This window comes from Stenotrophomonas maltophilia group sp. vghtpe118 (assembly GCF_052605195.1).
Map to the genome: position 1 here is coordinate 121,795 of NZ_CP199672.1, position 18,098 is coordinate 139,892.

Below are 18,098 nucleotides of genomic sequence, written 5' to 3' on the forward strand. Positions count from 1 at the left end.
CAGGCACCTACACAGGAATCCAGATTAGATGTCCGCTTACAAGATCACCGAACACAAGTACGACATGGTCGTGGTCGGCGCCGGCGGTGCCGGCCTGCGCGCCACGTTCGGCCTGGCCGCCAAGGGCCTGCAGACCGTGTGCCTGACCAAGGTCTTCCCGACCCGTTCGCACACCGTTGCCGCCCAGGGCGGTATTTCGGCCGCACTCGGCAACATGGGCGAGGACGACTGGCGCTACCACTTCTTCGACACCATCAAGGGGTCGGACTGGCTGGGCGACCAGGACGCCATCGAGTACATGTGCCGTGAGGCCATCCCGGCCATCATCGAACTGGAACACTACGGCGTGCCGTTCTCGCGCACCGCCGAAGGCAAGATCTACCAGCGTCCGTTCGGTGGCATGACCACCAAGTACGGCGAAGGCCCGGCGGCGCAGCGTACCTGCGCGGCGGCCGACCGTACCGGCCACGCGATGCTGCATACCCTGTACCAGCAGTCGCTGAAGCACGATGCGCGCTTCATGATCGAGTACTTCGCGCTCGACCTGATCTTCGACGACGAAGGCGCCTGCCGCGGCGTGCTGGCCCTGGACATGTCCGATGGCACGCTGCACCTGTTCCGCGCCCAGGGCGTGGTGCTGGCCACCGGCGGCTACGGCCGTGCCTACTTCAGCGCCACCTCGGCGCACACCTGCACCGGCGACGGTGGCGGCCTGGCCATGCGTGCCGGCATCGCCATGCAGGACATGGAGTTCGTGCAGTTCCACCCGACCGGCATCTACGGCGCCGGCTGCCTGATCACCGAGGGTGTCCGCGGTGAAGGCGGCATCCTGCGCAACAGCAGCGGCGAGCGCTTCATGGAGCGCTATGCACCGCACTACAAGGACCTGGCCTCGCGCGACGTGGTCAGCCGTTCGATGACCATCGAGATCCGCGAAGGCCGCGGCGTCGGCGAGCACAAGGACCACATCCTGCTCGACCTGACCCACCTCGGCCCGGGCGTGATCGACGAGAAGCTGCCGGGCATCGCCGAGAGCGCCCGCATCTTCGCCGGCGTCGACGTGCACAAGCAGCCGATCCCGGTCATTCCGACCGTGCACTACAACATGGGCGGCATCCCGACCAACTACCACGGTGAAGTGGTGCAGAAGGTCGGCGACAACGACAACGCCGTGGTGCCGGGCCTGTACGCCATCGGCGAAGCGGCCTGCGTGTCCGTGCACGGCGCCAACCGCCTGGGCTCGAACTCGCTGCTCGACCTGGTGGTGTTCGGCCGTGCGGTGGCCAACCGCTGCGCCGAGACCATCAAGCCGGGTGCCGCGCACAAGCCGCTGCCGGCCGATGCCTGCGACAAGGCGCTGGGCCTGCTGGACAAGCTGCGCCACGCCAACGGCGATACCCCGACCTCGGTCATCCGCGATCGCATGCAGCGCACCATGCAGGCCGACGCGGCCGTCTTCCGCACCAGCCAGACGCTGAAGGAAGGCTGCGAGAAGATGGACAAGATCTTCGACTCGTTCCAGGACGTGAAGGTCTCCGACCGTTCGCTGGTCTGGAACTCGGACCTGATCGAGACCTACGAGCTGAACAACCTGCTGCTCAACGCGGTGGCGACGATCAACTCGGCCGAACAGCGCAAGGAAAGCCGTGGTGCGCATGCGCACGAGGACTATCCGGACCGCGACGACGTCAACTGGCAGAAGCACACCCTGGTCAGCGTCGACGAGAAGGGCAAGTGCAGCTTCGACTACCGTCCGGTGCACATGTACACGTTGACCGACGACGTGTCCGTGGTGCCGCCGAAGCCGCGCGTGTACTGATCCGACCCCGCCTACCATGCAATCCGCGCCCACGGGCGCGGGCCGCCTGAGCCAACGAGAGCAGCCATGGCCGAGTTTTCACTCCCCAAGAATTCCAAGATCACGAAGGGCAAGCACTTCCCCGTCAAGAACGGCGGCAAGAACGTGCGCACCTTCAAGATCTACCGCTGGAGTCCGGACGACGACAGCAACCCGCGCACCGATACCTATGAAGTCGATCTGGACGCCTGTGGCCCGATGGTCCTGGACGCCCTGATCAAGATCAAGAACGAGATCGACCCGACCCTGACCTTCCGCCGTTCCTGCCGCGAAGGTATCTGTGGTTCGTGCGCGATGAACATCGACGGCACCAACACCCTGGCCTGCACCCGAGCCATCTCGGACTGCGGCAAGAAGGAAGTGCCGATTTACCCGCTGCCGCACATGAACGTGGTCAAGGATCTGGTTCCGGACCTGACCCACTTCTACGCGCAGTACGCCTCGATCAAGCCGTGGATCCGCACCCAGACCCCGGCACCGCCGGACCGCGAGCGCCTGCAGTCGCCGGAAGACCGCAAGAAGCTCGACGGCCTGTACGAGTGCATCCTGTGCGCCTGCTGCTCGACCAGCTGCCCGAGCTACTGGTGGAACGGCGAGCGTTACCTGGGCCCGGCGATCCTGCTGCAGGCCTATCGCTGGATCATCGACTCGCGCGATGAGGACACCGGCGCGCGCCTGGACGATCTGGAAGATCCGTTCAAGCTGTACCGCTGCCACACCATCATGAACTGCGCCCGGACCTGCCCGAAGGGCCTGAACCCGGCGCTGGCGATCGCCGAGATCAAGAAGCTGATGATGGAGCGCCGCGCCTGATACAGGCCTGGCAGTACCCGGTGGAGCCACGTCACGTGAGGCTGCACCACCCAGTAGAGCCACGCCATGCGTGGCTTTGCTGTATCTGGAGAAGCACGATGGAAGACGATGTCCTGCTGAAGAAGCTGCGCTGGCGCTGCCGCCGCGGCATGCGCGAACTGGACCAGCTGTTCGGCCGCTACCTGGACCGTGAGTGGAGCACTGCACCGACCGGAGAGCGCGAGGTTTTCCTGTTCCTGCTCGACTGCGAGGACGATAAGTTGTGGCGCTGGTTCATGGGCTATGAGGCCTGCCCGCATGCGCACGCGATCCCCCTCATGCAGAAGATCCTCGCCCTCAAGCCTTGAGTGGCGCCCCTCGCGGCTGCAGGCTGCCGCCCAGTTGGCGGTGCTGCTGGCCGCGCCCTGGTTGTTGCGCGCCTCGGATCTGCCTGCGCGGTTGCTGATGCCCGCGCTGCTGCTGGCCTGGGGCGTCGGCTTGGCCGAACTGGCCTGGCGCCAGCGCAGGCCGCGCGTGCAGGTGCTTCTGCCTCCGCTTCCCGAGGCATTGCAGGTGGCCGGACGGGATGTCGATACGCCACGGCTGGTGGTGCGTGGCCCATGGTTGTTGTTGCTGTGGCGGGAGGATCGGCGCCGCCGGCGCCTGCTGTTCTGGCCGGATGTGCTCGATTCAGGGCAGCGACGTGAACTGCGACTGGCCGTGGCCACACGCAGCGTTTCCCGTCGGCCCCGGTCAATGGCACCATAAGCTGAATTGACCGGCGTGCCTGCATGTTCAAACCCATTCCCGTGGCCATCGGCCTGCGCTACCTGCGCGCCAAGCGCCGCAACGGCTTCATCTCCTTCATCTCGATGGCATCGATCCTGGGCATCGCGCTCGGCGTTACGGTGCTGATCACCACCCTGGCGGTGATGAGCGGTTTCCAGAAGGAAATCCGCAGCCGCCTGCTGCAGATGACCGCCCATACCACCATCAGCCGCGATGGCGAGCCGATGCCGGACTGGATGCGGGTGGTTGATGTCGCCCGCAAGGATCCGCGCGTGGCGGGTGCCGCGCCGTACATCGAGATCCAATCGATGATCAGCGGCCCGCGCGTGCAGGGCGCGATCATCCAGGGCATCGATCCGGCGCTGGAGCCGAACGTCTCGGTGATCGACAGGAAGGTCACCAAGGGCAGCTATGACAGCCTCAAGCCGGGCAGCTTCAACCTGCTGCTGGGCAAGGAGCTGGCGATCTGGCTGGGCGTGGACGTTGGCGACCAGGTGCTGGTGACCTTTGCCGAAGTGCAGGGCACGCCGGCCGGTGCGGTGCCACGGATGAAGCGCTTCACCGTCAGCGGCATCTTCGAGGCCGGGTACAACGAGGTCGATCGCGGCGTCGGCTTCGCCAACATGCAGGACCTGGAGCGTGTTCTGCGCAGTGACGGCGCCACCGGCGTGCGGCTGAAGCTGCACGACATGGACCGTTCGCTGGAAGTGGGCGTGGACCTGGCGCAGAGCCTCGGCGGTGCCTACCGCGTGAGTGACTGGACGCAGCAGAACGCCAACCTCTACCACTCGCTGCGCATGGAGAAGGTGGTGATGGGCATCCTGCTGTCGCTGATCATCGCCATGGGGGCCTTCAACCTGGTGTCCTCGCAGGTGATGCTGGTGACCGACAAGCAGGCCGACATTGCCATCCTGCGCACCCTGGGCCTGACCCCGGGCGGGGTGATGCAGGTGTTCATGGTGCAGGGCTCGTTGATCGGCATCTTCGGCACGCTGGCCGGCCTGATCGGCGGCATCACCCTGACCCTCAACCTGGAACGCATCCTCGGCGCCATCGAGAGCGTGTTCAACGTCAAGCTGCTGCCGGAGGATGTCTATTACATCACCGGCCTGCCGACCGACATGCAGACCGGCGACGTGGTGGCGATCACCGTGGTCGCGCTGCTGATGAGCTTCCTGGCCACCCTGTATCCCGCCTGGCGGGCAGCACGCACCCAGCCGGCGGAGGCCCTGCGTTATGAATAAGGTCGTCAACCGCGGCGATGAAGTGATCCGCGCCGAAGCGCTGGGCAAGACCTATGCCGAAGGGCGCATGCAGACCCCGGTGTTCGATGGGCTGGACCTGACCGTGACTGCTGGCGAGACGGTGGCGATCATCGGTGCCTCCGGTGCCGGCAAGAGCACGCTGCTGCACCTGCTGGGCGGCCTGGACATTCCGACTGCCGGCGAAGTGTATGTGACCGGCCAGCGCATGTCGGCGCTGTCGGATACCGCGCGCGGCCTGCTGCGCAACCAGGCGCTGGGCTTCGTCTACCAGTTCCATCACCTGCTGCCGGAGTTCACCGCGCTGGAAAACGTGATGATGCCGGTGCTGCTGGCCGGCACCGCCGTGGCCGAGGCGAGCAGCCGGGCCACCACGCTGCTGGAAGCGGTCGGCCTCGGCCATCGCCTGGACCACAAGCCGGGCGAGCTGTCCGGCGGCGAACGCCAACGTGCCGCAGTGGCGCGCGCGCTGGTCAATCATCCGGCCTGCGTGCTCGGCGACGAGCCGACCGGTAACCTGGATGACCGCACTGCCGGCACCGTGTTCGAGCTGATGCTGGAACTCAACCGCGCGCGTCATACCAGCCTGGTGCTGGTGACCCACGACCGCAGCCTGGCACGGCGCCTGGACCGGGTGCTGGAGCTACGCGAAGGGCGCCTGCACGCACTGGCCCACGCCGACGTCTGAGCGCTGGGACCGCTCTGGTAGAGGCCGGCCTTGGTCGGCTGCTCCTGCAGGGCAAGCGCCAACCATGTTGGCGTCTACCGTGGTCCGGCCAGTAGCCGCCGACCGGCGGCTGAATGGGGCGCGAGCCGTCGCGCCGGCGTTGCCAGCCCAGGCGCATGATGGCGACAGTTCCCCGAGGAGATCGCCATGAAGACCCCGATCCTGATGGCCGGACTCTGCCTGGCACTGGCCGCCTGTGCGACCACCGGCCGGCTCAGCAGTACCGAGAAACTGGATCTGTACCGTGCCCACGCCGGCGCGCCGCAGAATGACATGCAGTTCTTTGGCAGCCTCAATGGCTGGACCGAGCTGGGCGACAGTGCGCTGGCGGTGTGGACCCGTCCCAGCGAAGCCTATCTGCTGGAGTTGAATGGCCCCTGCCAGGACCTGCCATATGCGACCGCCATCGGCCTGACCAGCAGCATGGGCCGTGTGTCGTCGCGCTTTGACAAAGTGCTGGTGCGCGACCCCACCGGCGGCCCGCGCCTGCCGTGCTTCATCAACAGCATCCGCAAGCTGGATGTGAAGGCGCTGCGCGCGTCCGAGCAGGAGCTGCGCCAGGCGCAGGTGCAGGAGCGCGAGGAAAACGCGAAATAGCGCGGTAGTCCCGGCCGCTGGCCGGCATCGCGCAGATGCCAGATTGCCGGCCAGCGGCCGGCACGACCTGCCCGTCTGTCAGGTTTCCGGGGTGAAGCCGGCCGGCTTTTCCGCGTCCTTCTCGAACAGGAACTTGACCAGTTCGCCTTCAAGGAACGCACGATGTTCCGGCGTGCGCGGCGACAGCCGGTTCTCGTTGATCAGCATGGTCTGGTGGGCCAGCCACGCGGCCCAGGCCTGCTTGCCGATGTTGTTGAAGATGCGCTGGCCCAGCTCGCCGGGGTAGGGCACGAAGTCCAGGCCCTCGGCATCGCGTTGTTCGTACTGGCAGAAGACGGTTCGGTGCATGGCATTCACTCGTGGTTGCGGGGTTTGCTGGAATTTCGTTTCGGCGTCTTGATCGTGGCGCCGTCGAGCAGTTTGCGGATCGGTGCCGGCAGGCCCAATGCGGGTAGCTCGTCGTTGGCGACCCAGCGCAGCGTGGGTTCTTCCACGCGCAGGCCGCGCACCTTCCGTGACAGTACCTGCAGGTGCAGCCTGTAGTGGCTGAAGGTGTGCTGCAGCACCGGCAGTTCCTCTGCATCTTCCAGCGAGCCGTCGACATGTGCGTCGAACCAGTCCTGCAGGTCGCTGCCGGCCTCGGCCTGCGGCAGCGTCCACAGCTGCGCCCAGATGCCGGTGTCCGGCCGCTTCTGCAGCAGCACGCGCTGCTGGGCGTCGCGCAGCAGCAGTGCAACTGCTTCGCGTTCGGGCAGGGTCTTGCTGGGCTTGGGCGTGGGCAGTTCAGCGGTGCGGCCTTCGCGCCGCGCCACGCATGCGTCCTGCAGCGGGCAGATCACGCAGGCCGGCTTGGCCCGGCTGCATACCGTCGCGCCCAGGTCCATCTGCGCCTGGGTGTAATCGGCCATGCGCCCGGCCGGCACCTGCGTGACGTGCGCGTCGGCAATCGCCCACAGTTGTTTCTCGATGGCCGGCAGGCCGGGGAAGCCGTCGATGCCGTGATAGCGGCTGAGTACGCGCTTGACGTTGCCGTCGAGAATCGCGAGCGGGTCGTTCCAGGCTTGGCTGAGGATCGCGCCAGCGGTGCTGCGGCCGATGCCGGGCAGGGCATGCAGTGCATCGAAATCGCGCGGCAGGTCGCCGTCGTGCAGTTCCACGCAGCGCTTTGCCGCGGCATGCAGGTTTCGTGCGCGGGCGTAGTAGCCGAGCCCGGCCCACTGCGCCATCACTGCGTCATTGCTGGCGGCAGCGAGGTCGGGCAGGGTCGGGAAGTGCTGCAGGAACCGCTGGAAGTACGGGATGACCGTGGCCACCTGGGTCTGCTGCAGCATGATTTCCGACAGCCAGACCCGATAGGGGCTGCGCGGGTGCTGCCAGGGCAGATCATGGCGACCGTGGTCGTCGAACCAGTGCAGCAGGCGGGCGACGAAGTCGTCTTCCTTGGCAGTGTCGGCGCTGGCGTGCGGCTGGCGGGGCATGAGTGTTCCGGAAGGAGGCAGCCACCCATGGGGTGGCTCTACCAGATCGCAGTAGAGCCACGCCATGCGTGGCTGCACGGTGTATCAGGCGCCCAATGCTTCGGGCAGCAGGGCGTCGACGAAGGCTTCCGGGTCGAACACGCGCAGGTCTTCCGGGCGCTCGCCAATGCCGGCGAAGCGGATCGGAATGCCGAACTCGCGGGCCAGTGCGAACACCACGCCGCCCTTGGCGGTGCCGTCCAGCTTGGTCACCACCAGGCCGGTCACGTTCACTGCGGCATTGAACTGGCGCAGCTGCGACAGCGCGTTCTGGCCGGTGGTGCCGTCGATCACCATCAGCACTTCGTGCGGGGCGGTGGGATCGATCTTGCCGAGCACGCGGCGGATCTTGCCCAGCTCGTTCATCAGGCCTGACTGGGTGTGCAGGCGGCCGGCGGTATCGGCGATCAGCACCGAGGTGCCGCGGGCCTTGCCGGCCTGCAGTGCGTCGAATGCCACCGAAGCGGCATCGGCGTTCTGCCCCTGCGCGACCACGGCCACGCCGTTGCGCTCGCCCCAGGCCTGCAGCTGGGCCACGGCGGCGGCGCGGAAGGTATCGCCGGCAGCCAGCATCAGGCTGTGGCCGTCATCCTTGAAGCGCTTGGCCAGCTTGCCGATGGTGGTGGTCTTGCCGACGCCGTTGACGCCGACGGTGAGCACCACGAAGGGCTTGGCGTTGCGGTCGATCACCAGCGGCTTGGCCACCGGCTGCAGGATTGCGATCAGCTCGGCGCGCAGCGCGGTCAGCAGCGCATTGGCGTCGGCGAACTCGCGCGACTTCATGCGCTTGCGCAGGCCCTCGACCAGATCGGTCGTGGCGCCCACGCCGACGTCGGCGGTGATCAGGGCGGTTTCCAGCTCGTCCAGCAGATCGTCGTCGAGCTTGGGGTTGCGCGAGAACAGGCCGCCGAAGCTGCGCGCGATGACGCTGTTGCGCAGGCGTTCGCGCCAGCCGGGCTTGCCGGCGGGCGCCGGCGGGGCATCCACCAGCGCCGGCAGGTCGGTGGCCGGGGCGGTTGGTTCCTCGACCGGAATGACCGGAGCCAGAGGAGCCAGCACAGCGGCCGCAGCGAGCGCTTCAGCCTGGACGTCCTCGGACGCGGTGGCCGGCTGCGCAGCTGGCACGGCAGGCACTTCGGCGACGGGGGCCTGTACGGCGACGGTGGCCGGTTCCGGTGCCTTGGCTTCGACCACCGCGGCGGTGGGTGCGTCTTCGGCCGGGGCGGCCGACGGGAACGCCGCCGCCAGCTCTTCAGCCGAGTAGTGCTGGGTCTTGGGCGCCTCCGTGGTGGGGGCATCCTGGGGCTTCTTGCGGCGGAAAAAACTGAGCATTGGCAAAAGGCGCTGAAATCAGAGGGATATGCTACCACTCGGGCCTGTCGGGCCGATGTGGACTCAAGATCGCGGCCGGCCGGCCGCTAACCGGTCCGGAGGGTTGCGCGGAGCGGCCCGGAGACCGCCATGAACAACGTGATGGGAATCGCCCTAGGCGGCATGCGTGCGGCCCAGCAGGGCGTGCAGGTTGCAGCGCACAACGTGGCCAATCTGGCGACCCCCGATGCGCGGCGCCTGCAGTTGCAGCGCGGTGCCACTGGACAGGGCGGGGTGCAGGCCTCGGTGACTGCCGCCGGCGTCGATGTCGGTGCACTGCTGGGAGATCTGCTGGCGGCGAAAGCCGAGGTAGTGGCCTTCGCCGCCAATGCCTCGGTGATCCGCCGACACGATCAGATGCTGGGCTCGCTGCTGGATCGGGAGACCTGAGCAACACCGCTTTGGCCGGTGCCAACCGCTGCCCCTGGCAGGTGCCAACCTTGGTCGGCACTCATGGAGCAGTCGAGCATGGCTCGACTCTACAAATGCGCGTGAGCCAGGGTTGGCCTCCATCGGGACGCTGCCCGGCACCCGATCTGTCGATCAGGCCGACAACTCCAGCAGCAGCTTGTTCAGGCGCGCCACATAGGCACCCGGGTCCTTCAGGCTGTCACCGGCGGCCAGTGCGGCCTGGTCGAACAGCACCCGGCCGAGGTCGTCGAAGCGCGCGCCATCGGCTTCGGCGTCGAGCTTGGCGATCAGCGGATGGCCCGGGTTGATCTCCAGCACCGGCTTGCTGTCCGGCACCTTCTGCCCGCTGGCTTCCAGGATCTGGCGCATCTGCAGGCCCAGGTCCTGCTCGCCGATGGCCAGCACCGCCGGCGAATCGGTCAGGCGGTGCGACACGCGCACCTCGGCCACTTCGTCACCCAGGACCGTCTTGAGCCGCTCGACCAGGCCCTGCTTGTCCTTTGCTGCCGCTTCCTGTGCCTGCTTGTCCGCATCGGTTTCCAGTGCGCCCAGGTCGAGATCGCCACGGGCGATGTCGACGAAGCCCTTACCGTCGAAATCGGTCAGGTAGCCCATCAGCCACTCGTCGATGCGGTCGGTCAGCAGCAGCACTTCCACGCCCTTCTTGCGGAACACTTCCAGGTGCGGGCTGTTGCGTACCTGGCTGTAGCTCTCGCCGGTGAGGTAGTAGATCTTGTCCTGGCCTTCGGTCATGCGGCCGATGTAATCGGCCAGCGACACGCTCTGCGCATCGCCGTCGCCGCGGGTGGAGGCGAAGCGCAGCAGGCCGGCCACCTTCTCGCGGTTGTTGTAGTCCTCGGCCGGGCCTTCCTTCAGCACCTGGCCGAACTCCTTCCAGAACGTGGCGTACTGCTCGGGCTTGTCGGTGGCCAGCTTCTCCAGCATGTCCAGCGAACGCTTGGTCAGCGCCGATTTCATCGAATCGATGACCGGGCCGGACTGCAGGATCTCGCGCGAGACGTTCAGCGACAGGTCGTTGGAATCGACCACGCCCTTGATGAAGCGCAGGTACAGCGGCAGGAACTGCTCGGCCTGGTCCATCACGAACACGCGCTGCACGTACAGTTTCAGGCCCTTGGGCGCATCGCGGTGGTACAGGTCGAACGGCGCGCGGCCGGGCACGTACAGCAGCGAGGTGTACTCCAGCTTGCCCTCGACCTTGTTGTGGCTCCACCCCAGCGGGTCGCTATGGTCGTGCGCTACGTGCTTGTAGAACTCGGTGTACTCGGCGTCGCTGATCTCGGTGCGCGGGCGGGTCCACAGCGCGCTGGCGCGGTTGACGGTCTCCCACTCGACGGCGGTGCCTTCTTCGCCACCTTCCTTCGGCATCTGGATCGGCAGACCGATATGGTCCGAGTACTTCTTGAGGATGCTGCGCAGGCGCCAGCCATCGGCGAAGTCGTGCTCGCCGTCCTTCAGGTGCAGCACGATGCGGGTACCGCGCTCGGCCTTGTCGACGGTGGCCACTTCGAAATCGCCTTCGCCACGCGAGCTCCAACGCACGCCTTCGGCTGCAGCCAGGCCGGCGCGGCGCGAGGTCACTTCCACTTCGTCAGCGACGATGAAAGCGCTGTAGAAGCCGACGCCGAACTGGCCGATCAGCTGCGAATCCTTCTTCTGGTCGCCGGACAGCTGCCGCAGGAAGTCGCCGGTGCCGGACTTGGCGATGGTGCCGAGGTGGGCGATGGCTTCGGCGCGGCTCATGCCAATGCCGTTGTCTTCGATGGTGATGGTGTGGGCGGCGGCGTCGAAGCTGACGCGCACGCGCAGCTCGCTGTCGCCTTCCAGCAGCGCCGGCTGGGTCAGGGCCTCGAAGCGCAGCTTGTCGGCGGCGTCGGCAGCGTTGGAGACCAGCTCGCGCAGGAAGATTTCCTTGTTGGAGTACAGCGAGTGGATCATCAGCTGCAGCAGCTGCTTGACTTCGGTCTGGAAGCCAAGGGTTTCGGTCTGGGTGGTCTCGGTCATCGATAGGGCTCCATGTGCAATGCCGCGCCAGCGCGTGCGGCCTCGCCAAGGGGTAGGGATGATTGTCCCGAAATCAAGGGGCTGGTCGGCAGGGCTTGCAGCCCTGCACCTGCAGAGGCAACAGCAACAGCAACAGCAACAGCGGGCATTGCGTGGGATGGCGGGGCGGTGTGGGTTGGCAGGACACGCCGTAAACCCGTCCATGGGGGCTCGATGGCGCCATCCATGGCGCCAACGGTCCTGCCAACCCACACCGCCCCGCCTCTGACAGGTTCACTCGGCTGTTGGTAGGTGCCGACCGTTGGTCGGTACATCTGTCAGATATCGAATGAATTCATTTGTGCCGACCAACGGTCGGCACCCACGAGAGCAGAAAGCCGTTCCGACAGATCGCAGGAAACTGTCGAAGGCGGGGTGGGTCAGGTTGTGGGGGTGTCCGCGGCATGGATGCCGCGGCCAAGCCCCCATGGACGGGTTTACGGCGTCCCCCACAACCTGACCCGCCCCGCCAACCCACAGGAAACCAGCTTTTGAAGTTGCTTCGGCCGTTGCTTCGGACTCTGCGGGTGCCGGGCAAAGCCCGGCCGAACTACAATCCCACTCATGCTGAAATTCTTGAATACCTCCCGCCGGGGGCGCCAATGAGCGGCCGTGGGGGCAACGACGGGCAGGTCCGCATCATCGGCGGTCGCTGGCGCAATACCCGCCTGCCGGTGCCGACCCTGCCGGGACTGCGGCCCAGCAGCGATCGTGTGCGCGAAACCCTGTTCAACTGGCTGATGCCCAAGCTCGGCGGGGCCCGTGTGCTGGACCTGTTCGCCGGCAGCGGCGCATTGGGCCTGGAAGCGGTCTCGCGCGGTGCCGCCCACGCCACCCTGGTCGAGCGCGATGCGCAGCTGGGACGCAACCTGACCGCCGCCGTCGCCAAGCTGCAGGCCAGCGACCAGATCAGCGTCGTGCAGGCCGATGCCCTGCGCTGGCTGCAGGGTGCGCCCGCGCAGCAGGCCGATCTGGTGTTCATCGACCCGCCGTTCGCCGATGGCCTGTGGCAGGACGTGCTGGCCCAGCTGCCGCGGCACCTGGCCGCCGACGCCTGGCTGTACCTGGAGTCGCCGGCCGGCCACGTGCCGGTGCTGCCGCAGGGCTGGCTGCTGCACCGCGAGGGCGGCACCCGTGAGGTGCGCTTTGCCCTGTACCGCCGTGCCACTGCTACACTTTGACCTCATCTGAACATCTGCTACCGCCCATGACCGTGGCCAACCGCCGCATCGCCGTCTATCCCGGCACGTTCGACCCGATCACCAACGGTCACATCGACCTTGTGAGCCGGGCCGCGCCGCTGTTCGAAAAGGTCGTGGTCGGCGTGGCGCAGAGCCCGTCGAAGGGCCCGGCGCTGCCGCTGGAACAGCGCGTGCAGCTGGCGCGTGGCGCCCTGGCCCACCATGGCAATGTCGAAGTCATCGGCTTCGATACCCTGCTGGCCCATTTCGTACGTTCGGTCCAGGGCGGGGTGCTGCTGCGCGGCCTGCGCGCGGTGTCCGACTTCGAGTACGAGTTCCAGATGGCCAGCATGAACCGCCACCTGATCCCCGAGGTCGAGACCCTGTTCCTGACCCCGGCCGAGCAGCACAGCTTCATTTCGTCCTCGCTGGTCCGCGAGATCGCGCGCCTGGGCGGCGACGTGTCCGGTTTCGTGCCGGCCGCGGTGCTCGAAGCCCTGCGCAAGGTCCGCGAAGCGAAGGCGGCACAGTCGTAAGCCCGCCGTACCTGCACCCCATTACGTACAACACCACGCACCATTCCGGGAGGAAATCCATGAACACCACCATGCGCGCGATGCTGATCGCTTCGTTGGCCCTGGCCTTCACCGCCTGCAAGAAGGAAGAGGCCGCTCCGGTCGACGAGGCCAAGCAGGCCCTGGTCGCCCCGGCCAAGGACGACGATGCAGGCTGGAAGAAGTACCTGCAGGAAGTGGCCATCCAGAACATGGGCAACATCACCAACAGCCCGTTCCTGTATTACCTCTCGCCGGAATCGGACCCGGACTTCCAGGCCAAGTACGAGCGCCAGACCGAGAGCGCGACCCAGGCCGTGGCCCGTGGCGTGCAGCCGGGCAACATGCTGGCCTTCGGTTCGTCGGCCTCGGGCAAGATGGCTGACATGATCCAGGCCGTGTTCAAGGACGTTTCGCCGGATTCGATGAAGGGCGTGCGCGTCGTCTTCATCGGCCAGTCGGCCGACAACGCCCGCGTGCAGGCTGCGATCCAGCCGACCGGTGCCGAGTACATTTTCGTCGAAGCCAAGTAATACCGAGCCATGGCGGCCATGCTCCGGCATGGCCCGGGCGGCGTCCTGCCAGGGCGCCGCTGATGACCTGACCGGCCCGCGCGCCCGCGCTGGCCGGTCCTTTGTCCCAAGGCGCGGGCGAGGAGTATCGCCATGTCGCTGAAAATCAACGAGCTCTGCGTCAACTGCGACGTCTGCGAGCCGGCCTGCCCGAACCAGGCCATTGCGATGGGTGAAACCATCTACGTGATCGACCCTGCGCGCTGCACCGAATGCGTGGGTCATTTCGACGAGCCACAGTGCGTGGTCGTCTGCCCGGTCGAGTGCATCGACCCGGATCCGGAGATCGTGGAAACGGAAGACCAGCTGCTGGCCAAGCTGCGCCAGCTGCAGCACGATCACCCCGAACTCTATGCGGAGCCCCCATCCGAATGAAGACGCTGATCGTCCGCCCCCTGTTGCTGCTCGGCCTGCTGCTGAGCCCGATGGCCTGGGCCGACAGCCCGGCCCGTGCCGAGCGCCCCGACGGCGCAGCCATTGCCAGCGGCCACGCGCTGGCCACCCAGGCCGGTATCGATATCCTGGCGCAGGGCGGCAACGCCTTCGACGCTGCGGTGGCGGTCTCGTCCACGCTGGCGGTGGTCGAGCCGATCAGTTCCGGACTCGGCGGCGGCGGCTTCTTCCTTCTGCACGACGCGGCCACCGGCAAGGACGTGATGCTGGATGCACGCGAGACCGCACCGGCGGCGGCCACGCCGCAGGCCTTCCTCGACAAGCAGGGCAACCTGGACCGCGACCGCTCGGTCAACGGTGCGTGGTCGGCGGGTATTCCCGGCCTGCCCGCAGCGCTGGTCGAACTGTCGGCCCGGCACGGCAAGCTGCCGTTGTCGGCCTCGCTGCAGCCGGCGATCCGCATCGCACGCGAAGGCTTCCCGGTGTACGACCGCATGGCCAAGGGCTACGCGTCGCGCCGTGAAGTGATGGAGCGCTATCCCGGCACGCGTGAAGTCTATCTGCGCAACGGCAAGCCGATCGCCAGCGGTGACCTGTTCAAGCAGCCGGAGCTGGCGCAGACGCTGGAGCGCCTGGCCGCTGGAGGTTTCGACGGCTTCTACAAGGGCCAGACCGGAAAGCTGTTGCTGGCGGGCGTCAAGCAGGCCGGCGGCAAGTGGACCGCCGAAGAGCTGGCCGGCTATCGCGTGAAGCAGCGCGAGCCGATCGTGTTCAACTACAACGGCTGGAAGATCACCACCGCGCCGCCGCCGTCGTCCGGTGGCATTGCGCTGGCCAGCATGCTGCAGATCCTGGAAGGCTGGGACATCAGGAAGATGGATCCGGCGCACCGTACCCACCTGGTGGTGGAGTCGATGCGTCGTGCCTACCGCGACCGTACGTTCTTCCTCGGCGATCCGGACTTCGTGCAGATCCCGCAGAAGGTGCTGACCAGCAAGGACTACGCACAGGGCCTGCGTGCGACCATCCATCCAGAGAAGGCCACGCCCAGCGACCTGCTGTCGGGCAACCCGACGCCGCTGGAAGACGACGAGACCACGCACTTCTCGATCATCGACCGCGACGGCAACCGCGTCGGCGCCACCCAGACCGTCAACCTGCTGTACGGCTCGGGGCTCATTCCCAAGGGCACCGGTGTGCTGCTGAACAACGAGATGGACGATTTCGCGCTGAAGCCGGGTACGCCCAATGCCTTCGGCGTGATGGGCTACGAGGCCAATGCGCCGAAGCCGGGCAAGCGCATGCTCAGCTCGATGACGCCGACCTTCATGGAAAACAGCGACAAGGTGATCGTGCTGGGCACCCCGGGTGGCAGCCGCATCATCACCATGGTGCTGCTGGGCATCCTCGGCTACGACGCTGGCCTGGACGCGCAGCAGGTTGCCGCGCTGCCGCGCTACCACCACCAGTGGCTGCCGGACCTGATCGAAGCCGAGGATGATGCGTTCGACGCGGCGACGGTGAAGCAGCTGCAGGCGATGGGCCACAGGATCGACCTGCCGGGCGATGTCGCCGCCGGCGGTCGCGGTTCCAGCCACGTGTGGGGCAACCTGCAGACCGTGGAATGGGACCGCAAGGCGAACAAGCTGTTCGGTGGCAGCGACCCGCGCAATCCGGTGGGCAGTGCCCAGGTCGTGCCGGCCCACTGATGTGGTGGTGCCGGCCACTGGCCGGCAATCCGCAGATCACCAGGACCCCGCCAACCGGCGGGGTTTCCTGTTTCCTTTCTAGCGATTATTTAACGGTCCGGCGCCGATAATCGACGCATGAAACTCTGGTCTATTCGTGGAAACTCGCAGCGCCTGGACGGCGGCGCGATGTTCGGCAACGCGCCGCGTGCGTTGTGGGAAAAATGGGCGGCTCCGGACGAGCTCAATCGCATTGAGCTGGCCTGCCGTGCGTTGCTTGCCAGTCCGCTGGAAGGCAAGACGGTACTGTTTGAAACCGGTATCGGTGCGTTCTTCGACCCGCGCATGCGAGAGCGCTACGGCGTGCAGGAAAGCCAGCACGTGCTGATCGATTCACTGCGCGAAGCGGGTTTCGAGCACGAGGACATCGACGTGGTGGTGCTCAGCCACCTGCACTTCGATCATGCCGGTGGCCTGCTTGCCGCATGGAGCGAAGGGCGTGAGCCCGAGCTGCTGTTCCCCAACGCAACCTATGTGGTTGGTGCGCAGCATTGGCAGCGCGCCGTGCAGCCACACCCGCGCGATCGGGCCAGTTTCATACCTGAGCTGCCCGGCCTGCTGCAGGCCAGTGGCCGCCTGGAAGTGGTGGATGGCGAGTACTCGAAGGCGCTCGGCCGCAGCGTGCGCTTCAGCTACAGCGATGGGCATACGCCGGGGCTGATGCTGGCCGAGATCGTTGGCCACGCGCATGCCGGTGAAGATGCGCACGGTGGCGTGGTGTTCTGTGCCGACCTCATCCCAGGTCGTTCATGGGTGCACGTGCCGATCACCATGGGCTATGACCGCAATGCCGAATTGCTGATCGACGAGAAACGGCAGTTCCTTGAGGACAAGCTGGCGCGCAACGTGCGGCTGTTCTTCACCCACGACCCGCAGGTGGCGCTGGCGCAGCTGGGCCGTGATGACAAGGGACGTTTCGTGACCCTGCACGAACAGGGCGAGCTGAAGGCGCGCGCCCTGGGGTAATGGCAGAGCCGAGCGTGGGCTCGGCTCTGCATCACTCGTCGTTACGACGCCTTCAGGCAGCTGCTCATGAAGGTCTTGCGCGCATCGCCTGCCAGTTTCTTCGCGCCCGCGTCAGCGTTGCACTTGCGCATGCGTTCCTGCTGCGTATTGACCGGCTTGGTTGCGGCAGCCTGGCCACTGAGGCAGGAGCTCTGCGCGGTCTTGTAGGCATCCCCCTTCAAGCCCTTGTTCTTGGCCGAGCATTCGGCCATGCGTTGCTGCTGCGGGGTGGTGGCGTTGGCAGCCAGGGGCAGGCCGGCCAGCAGGACGGCGGCCAGCAGGAATGAGGCCTTCATCGCGAGCTCCAAGGGTGGCGGGTGCGCGGAGCATTCGCCTCCGGCCGGCAAGGCCACGTGAAGAATCACGCGTCGGCCACACCCGCGTCCACGGGCGTTCACGTGCCGCGGCGAAGCGCGCCCGCGAACGGTTGTCGGGTCAGAGCCCTCTCCTGCGGAGAGGGATCCGACCGCGGTTTGCCGGATCAGCCGACGCGGGTGCCGAAGATGCGGTCACCTGCGTCGCCCAGTCCGGGCAGGATGTAGCCCTTGTCGTTGAGCTGGGCATCGATGGCCGCAGTGTAGATTTCCACGTCCGGGTGCACGGCCTTCACTGCTTCGATGCCTTCGGGCGCGGCCACCAGGAAGATGCCCTTGATGCGACGGGCGCCGGCGCGCTTGAGCATGTCGATGGTGGCGATCAGCGTGCCGCCGGTGGCCAGCATCGGGTCGAGGATCAGTGCGTCGCGCTCTTCCAGGCGGCCGGTCAGGCGCTCGAAGTAGGGCACCGGCTGCAGGGTTTCTTCATCGCGCTGCAGGCCGACCACGCTGACACGGGCTGCCGGGATCAGCGACAGCACGCCGCTGAGCATGCCCAGGCCGGCACGCAGGATCGGCACCACAGTGATCTTGGCGCCGGCAATGCGCTGTACCGTCACCGGGCCGGCCCAGCCGGCCAGGGTGTGCGGCTCGGTATCCAGGTCGGCGGTGGCCTCGTAGGCCAGCAGCGTACCCAGCTCGTTGGCCAGTTCGCGGAAATCCTTGGTGCTGAGCGCAGCGTTGCGCATCAGGCCGATCTTGTGCTGCACCAGCGGGTGGCGCACTTCGACGATCTTCATGGTCGGGAAGGGGAATAGGGAGAGAGGCCGCCATTTTGCCGGATTGGCGGGGCGAAGCCCAAACCGGGCCCGGGGCCGCTGTACATGAAATGTGCAGAGGCATGTCACGGCCATGCAACCTTGCGGACATACCGTGCAGACCC

20 protein-coding genes are annotated in these 18,098 nt (G+C 66.7%); 14 read left to right on the forward strand and 6 right to left on the reverse strand.

From position 1 onward, the window contains the following. Positions 1–28 precede the first annotated feature (28 nt). The 7 genes from sdhA to ACUDTM_RS00690 all read left to right on the forward strand — a co-directional run bounded on the left by sdhA (position 29) and on the right by ACUDTM_RS00690 (position 6,025). The gene (gene sdhA / locus ACUDTM_RS00660) at positions 29–1,819 is read left to right on the forward strand and encodes a succinate dehydrogenase flavoprotein subunit (protein WP_014036803.1); all 1,791 of its coding nucleotides are present in this window, start codon (positions 29–31) and stop codon (positions 1,817–1,819) included. Between the two features lie 66 nt (positions 1,820–1,885). After that, a complete protein-coding gene (locus tag ACUDTM_RS00665) occupies positions 1,886–2,671 on the forward strand; it encodes a succinate dehydrogenase iron-sulfur subunit (RefSeq protein ID WP_005409079.1) in 786 nt (261 codons plus the stop codon). Positions 2,672–2,769: 98 nt separating this feature from the next. Then, positions 2,770–3,018, forward strand: a complete 249-nt coding sequence (locus ACUDTM_RS00670; protein ID WP_049413478.1) for an FAD assembly factor SdhE — start codon at positions 2,770–2,772, stop codon at positions 3,016–3,018. Further along, entirely contained in the window at positions 2,969–3,418 is a 450-nt protein-coding gene (locus ACUDTM_RS00675) for a hypothetical protein (protein WP_072168330.1), read from the forward strand. Before ACUDTM_RS00670 ends, ACUDTM_RS00675 begins: the two co-directional genes overlap by 50 nt. Positions 3,419–3,441: 23 nt before the next feature. Continuing rightward, positions 3,442–4,683, forward strand: a complete 1,242-nt coding sequence (locus ACUDTM_RS00680; protein ID WP_005416136.1) for a lipoprotein-releasing ABC transporter permease subunit — start codon at positions 3,442–3,444, stop codon at positions 4,681–4,683. Further along, a complete protein-coding gene (lolD, locus tag ACUDTM_RS00685) occupies positions 4,676–5,389 on the forward strand; it encodes a lipoprotein-releasing ABC transporter ATP-binding protein LolD (RefSeq protein ID WP_032954095.1) in 714 nt (237 codons plus the stop codon). Before ACUDTM_RS00680 ends, lolD begins: the two co-directional genes overlap by 8 nt. A 186-nt stretch (positions 5,390–5,575) precedes the next feature. Next, positions 5,576–6,025 (forward strand): DUF6491 family protein, encoded by a 450-nt coding sequence (locus tag ACUDTM_RS00690; RefSeq protein WP_065195830.1) that lies wholly within the window; start codon positions 5,576–5,578, stop codon positions 6,023–6,025. 78 nt (positions 6,026–6,103) lie between these two features. Here the strand turns inward: ACUDTM_RS00690 and ACUDTM_RS00695 are convergent, their stop codons facing one another. The 3 genes from ACUDTM_RS00695 to ftsY form a co-directional block, all read right to left on the reverse strand. After that, a complete protein-coding gene (locus tag ACUDTM_RS00695; protein WP_438915199.1) occupies positions 6,104–6,373 on the reverse strand; it encodes an oxidative damage protection protein in 270 nt (89 codons plus the stop codon). A 5-nt stretch (positions 6,374–6,378) separates the two neighbouring features. Next, positions 6,379–7,503: an A/G-specific adenine glycosylase gene (mutY, locus tag ACUDTM_RS00700; RefSeq protein ID WP_088496297.1), complete on the reverse strand. Its 1,125-nt coding sequence runs from the start codon at positions 7,501–7,503 to the stop codon at positions 6,379–6,381. Positions 7,504–7,587: 84 nt separating this feature from the next. Next, positions 7,588–8,874 (reverse strand): signal recognition particle-docking protein FtsY, encoded by a 1,287-nt coding sequence (gene ftsY / locus ACUDTM_RS00705; RefSeq protein ID WP_188241251.1) that lies wholly within the window; start codon positions 8,872–8,874, stop codon positions 7,588–7,590. Positions 8,875–9,003: 129 nt separating this feature from the next. Here ftsY and ACUDTM_RS00710 point away from each other — a divergent pair, with 129 nt between their 5' ends. Next, positions 9,004–9,303, forward strand: a complete 300-nt coding sequence (locus ACUDTM_RS00710) for a hypothetical protein (protein WP_188241252.1) — start codon at positions 9,004–9,006, stop codon at positions 9,301–9,303. A gap of 153 nt (positions 9,304–9,456) precedes the next feature. On the opposite strand, the gene htpG is transcribed toward ACUDTM_RS00710, so the two are convergent. After that, positions 9,457–11,349, reverse strand: coding sequence for a molecular chaperone HtpG (gene htpG, locus ACUDTM_RS00715; RefSeq protein WP_072168326.1), 1,893 nt, complete (start codon positions 11,347–11,349; stop codon positions 9,457–9,459). Between the two features lie 641 nt (positions 11,350–11,990). On the opposite strand from htpG, the gene rsmD reads away from it, so the two are divergent. From rsmD to ACUDTM_RS00745, 6 genes are all read left to right on the forward strand, one after another. Then, positions 11,991–12,569, forward strand: coding sequence for a 16S rRNA (guanine(966)-N(2))-methyltransferase RsmD (rsmD, locus tag ACUDTM_RS00720; RefSeq protein ID WP_072168325.1), 579 nt, complete (start codon positions 11,991–11,993; stop codon positions 12,567–12,569). A gap of 26 nt (positions 12,570–12,595) precedes the next feature. Continuing rightward, positions 12,596–13,105: a pantetheine-phosphate adenylyltransferase gene (gene coaD, locus ACUDTM_RS00725; RefSeq protein ID WP_005416145.1), complete on the forward strand. Its 510-nt coding sequence runs from the start codon at positions 12,596–12,598 to the stop codon at positions 13,103–13,105. Positions 13,106–13,164: 59 nt separating this feature from the next. Then, positions 13,165–13,656, forward strand: a complete 492-nt coding sequence (locus tag ACUDTM_RS00730; RefSeq protein ID WP_005409092.1) for a hypothetical protein — start codon at positions 13,165–13,167, stop codon at positions 13,654–13,656. A gap of 132 nt (positions 13,657–13,788) precedes the next feature. Then, entirely contained in the window at positions 13,789–14,070 is a 282-nt protein-coding gene (locus tag ACUDTM_RS00735; RefSeq protein WP_004153175.1) for a YfhL family 4Fe-4S dicluster ferredoxin, read from the forward strand. Next, positions 14,067–15,797 (forward strand): gamma-glutamyltransferase, encoded by a 1,731-nt coding sequence (gene ggt, locus ACUDTM_RS00740; RefSeq protein ID WP_072168324.1) that lies wholly within the window; start codon positions 14,067–14,069, stop codon positions 15,795–15,797. Before ACUDTM_RS00735 ends, ggt begins: the two co-directional genes overlap by 4 nt. Before the next feature lie 117 nt (positions 15,798–15,914). Further along, positions 15,915–16,802 carry an MBL fold metallo-hydrolase gene (locus tag ACUDTM_RS00745; RefSeq protein ID WP_072168323.1) on the forward strand — a complete coding sequence of 296 codons (888 nt, stop codon included), beginning with the start codon at positions 15,915–15,917 and terminating at the stop codon, positions 16,800–16,802. A 41-nt stretch (positions 16,803–16,843) separates the two neighbouring features. Here ACUDTM_RS00745 and ACUDTM_RS00750 read toward each other — a convergent pair whose 3' ends face one another. Then, entirely contained in the window at positions 16,844–17,137 is a 294-nt protein-coding gene (locus ACUDTM_RS00750) for a PsiF family protein (protein WP_272040857.1), read from the reverse strand. Between the two features lie 185 nt (positions 17,138–17,322). Next, positions 17,323–17,955, reverse strand: coding sequence for a uracil phosphoribosyltransferase (upp, locus tag ACUDTM_RS00755; protein ID WP_005416149.1), 633 nt, complete (start codon positions 17,953–17,955; stop codon positions 17,323–17,325). Positions 17,956–18,098 lie beyond the last annotated feature (143 nt).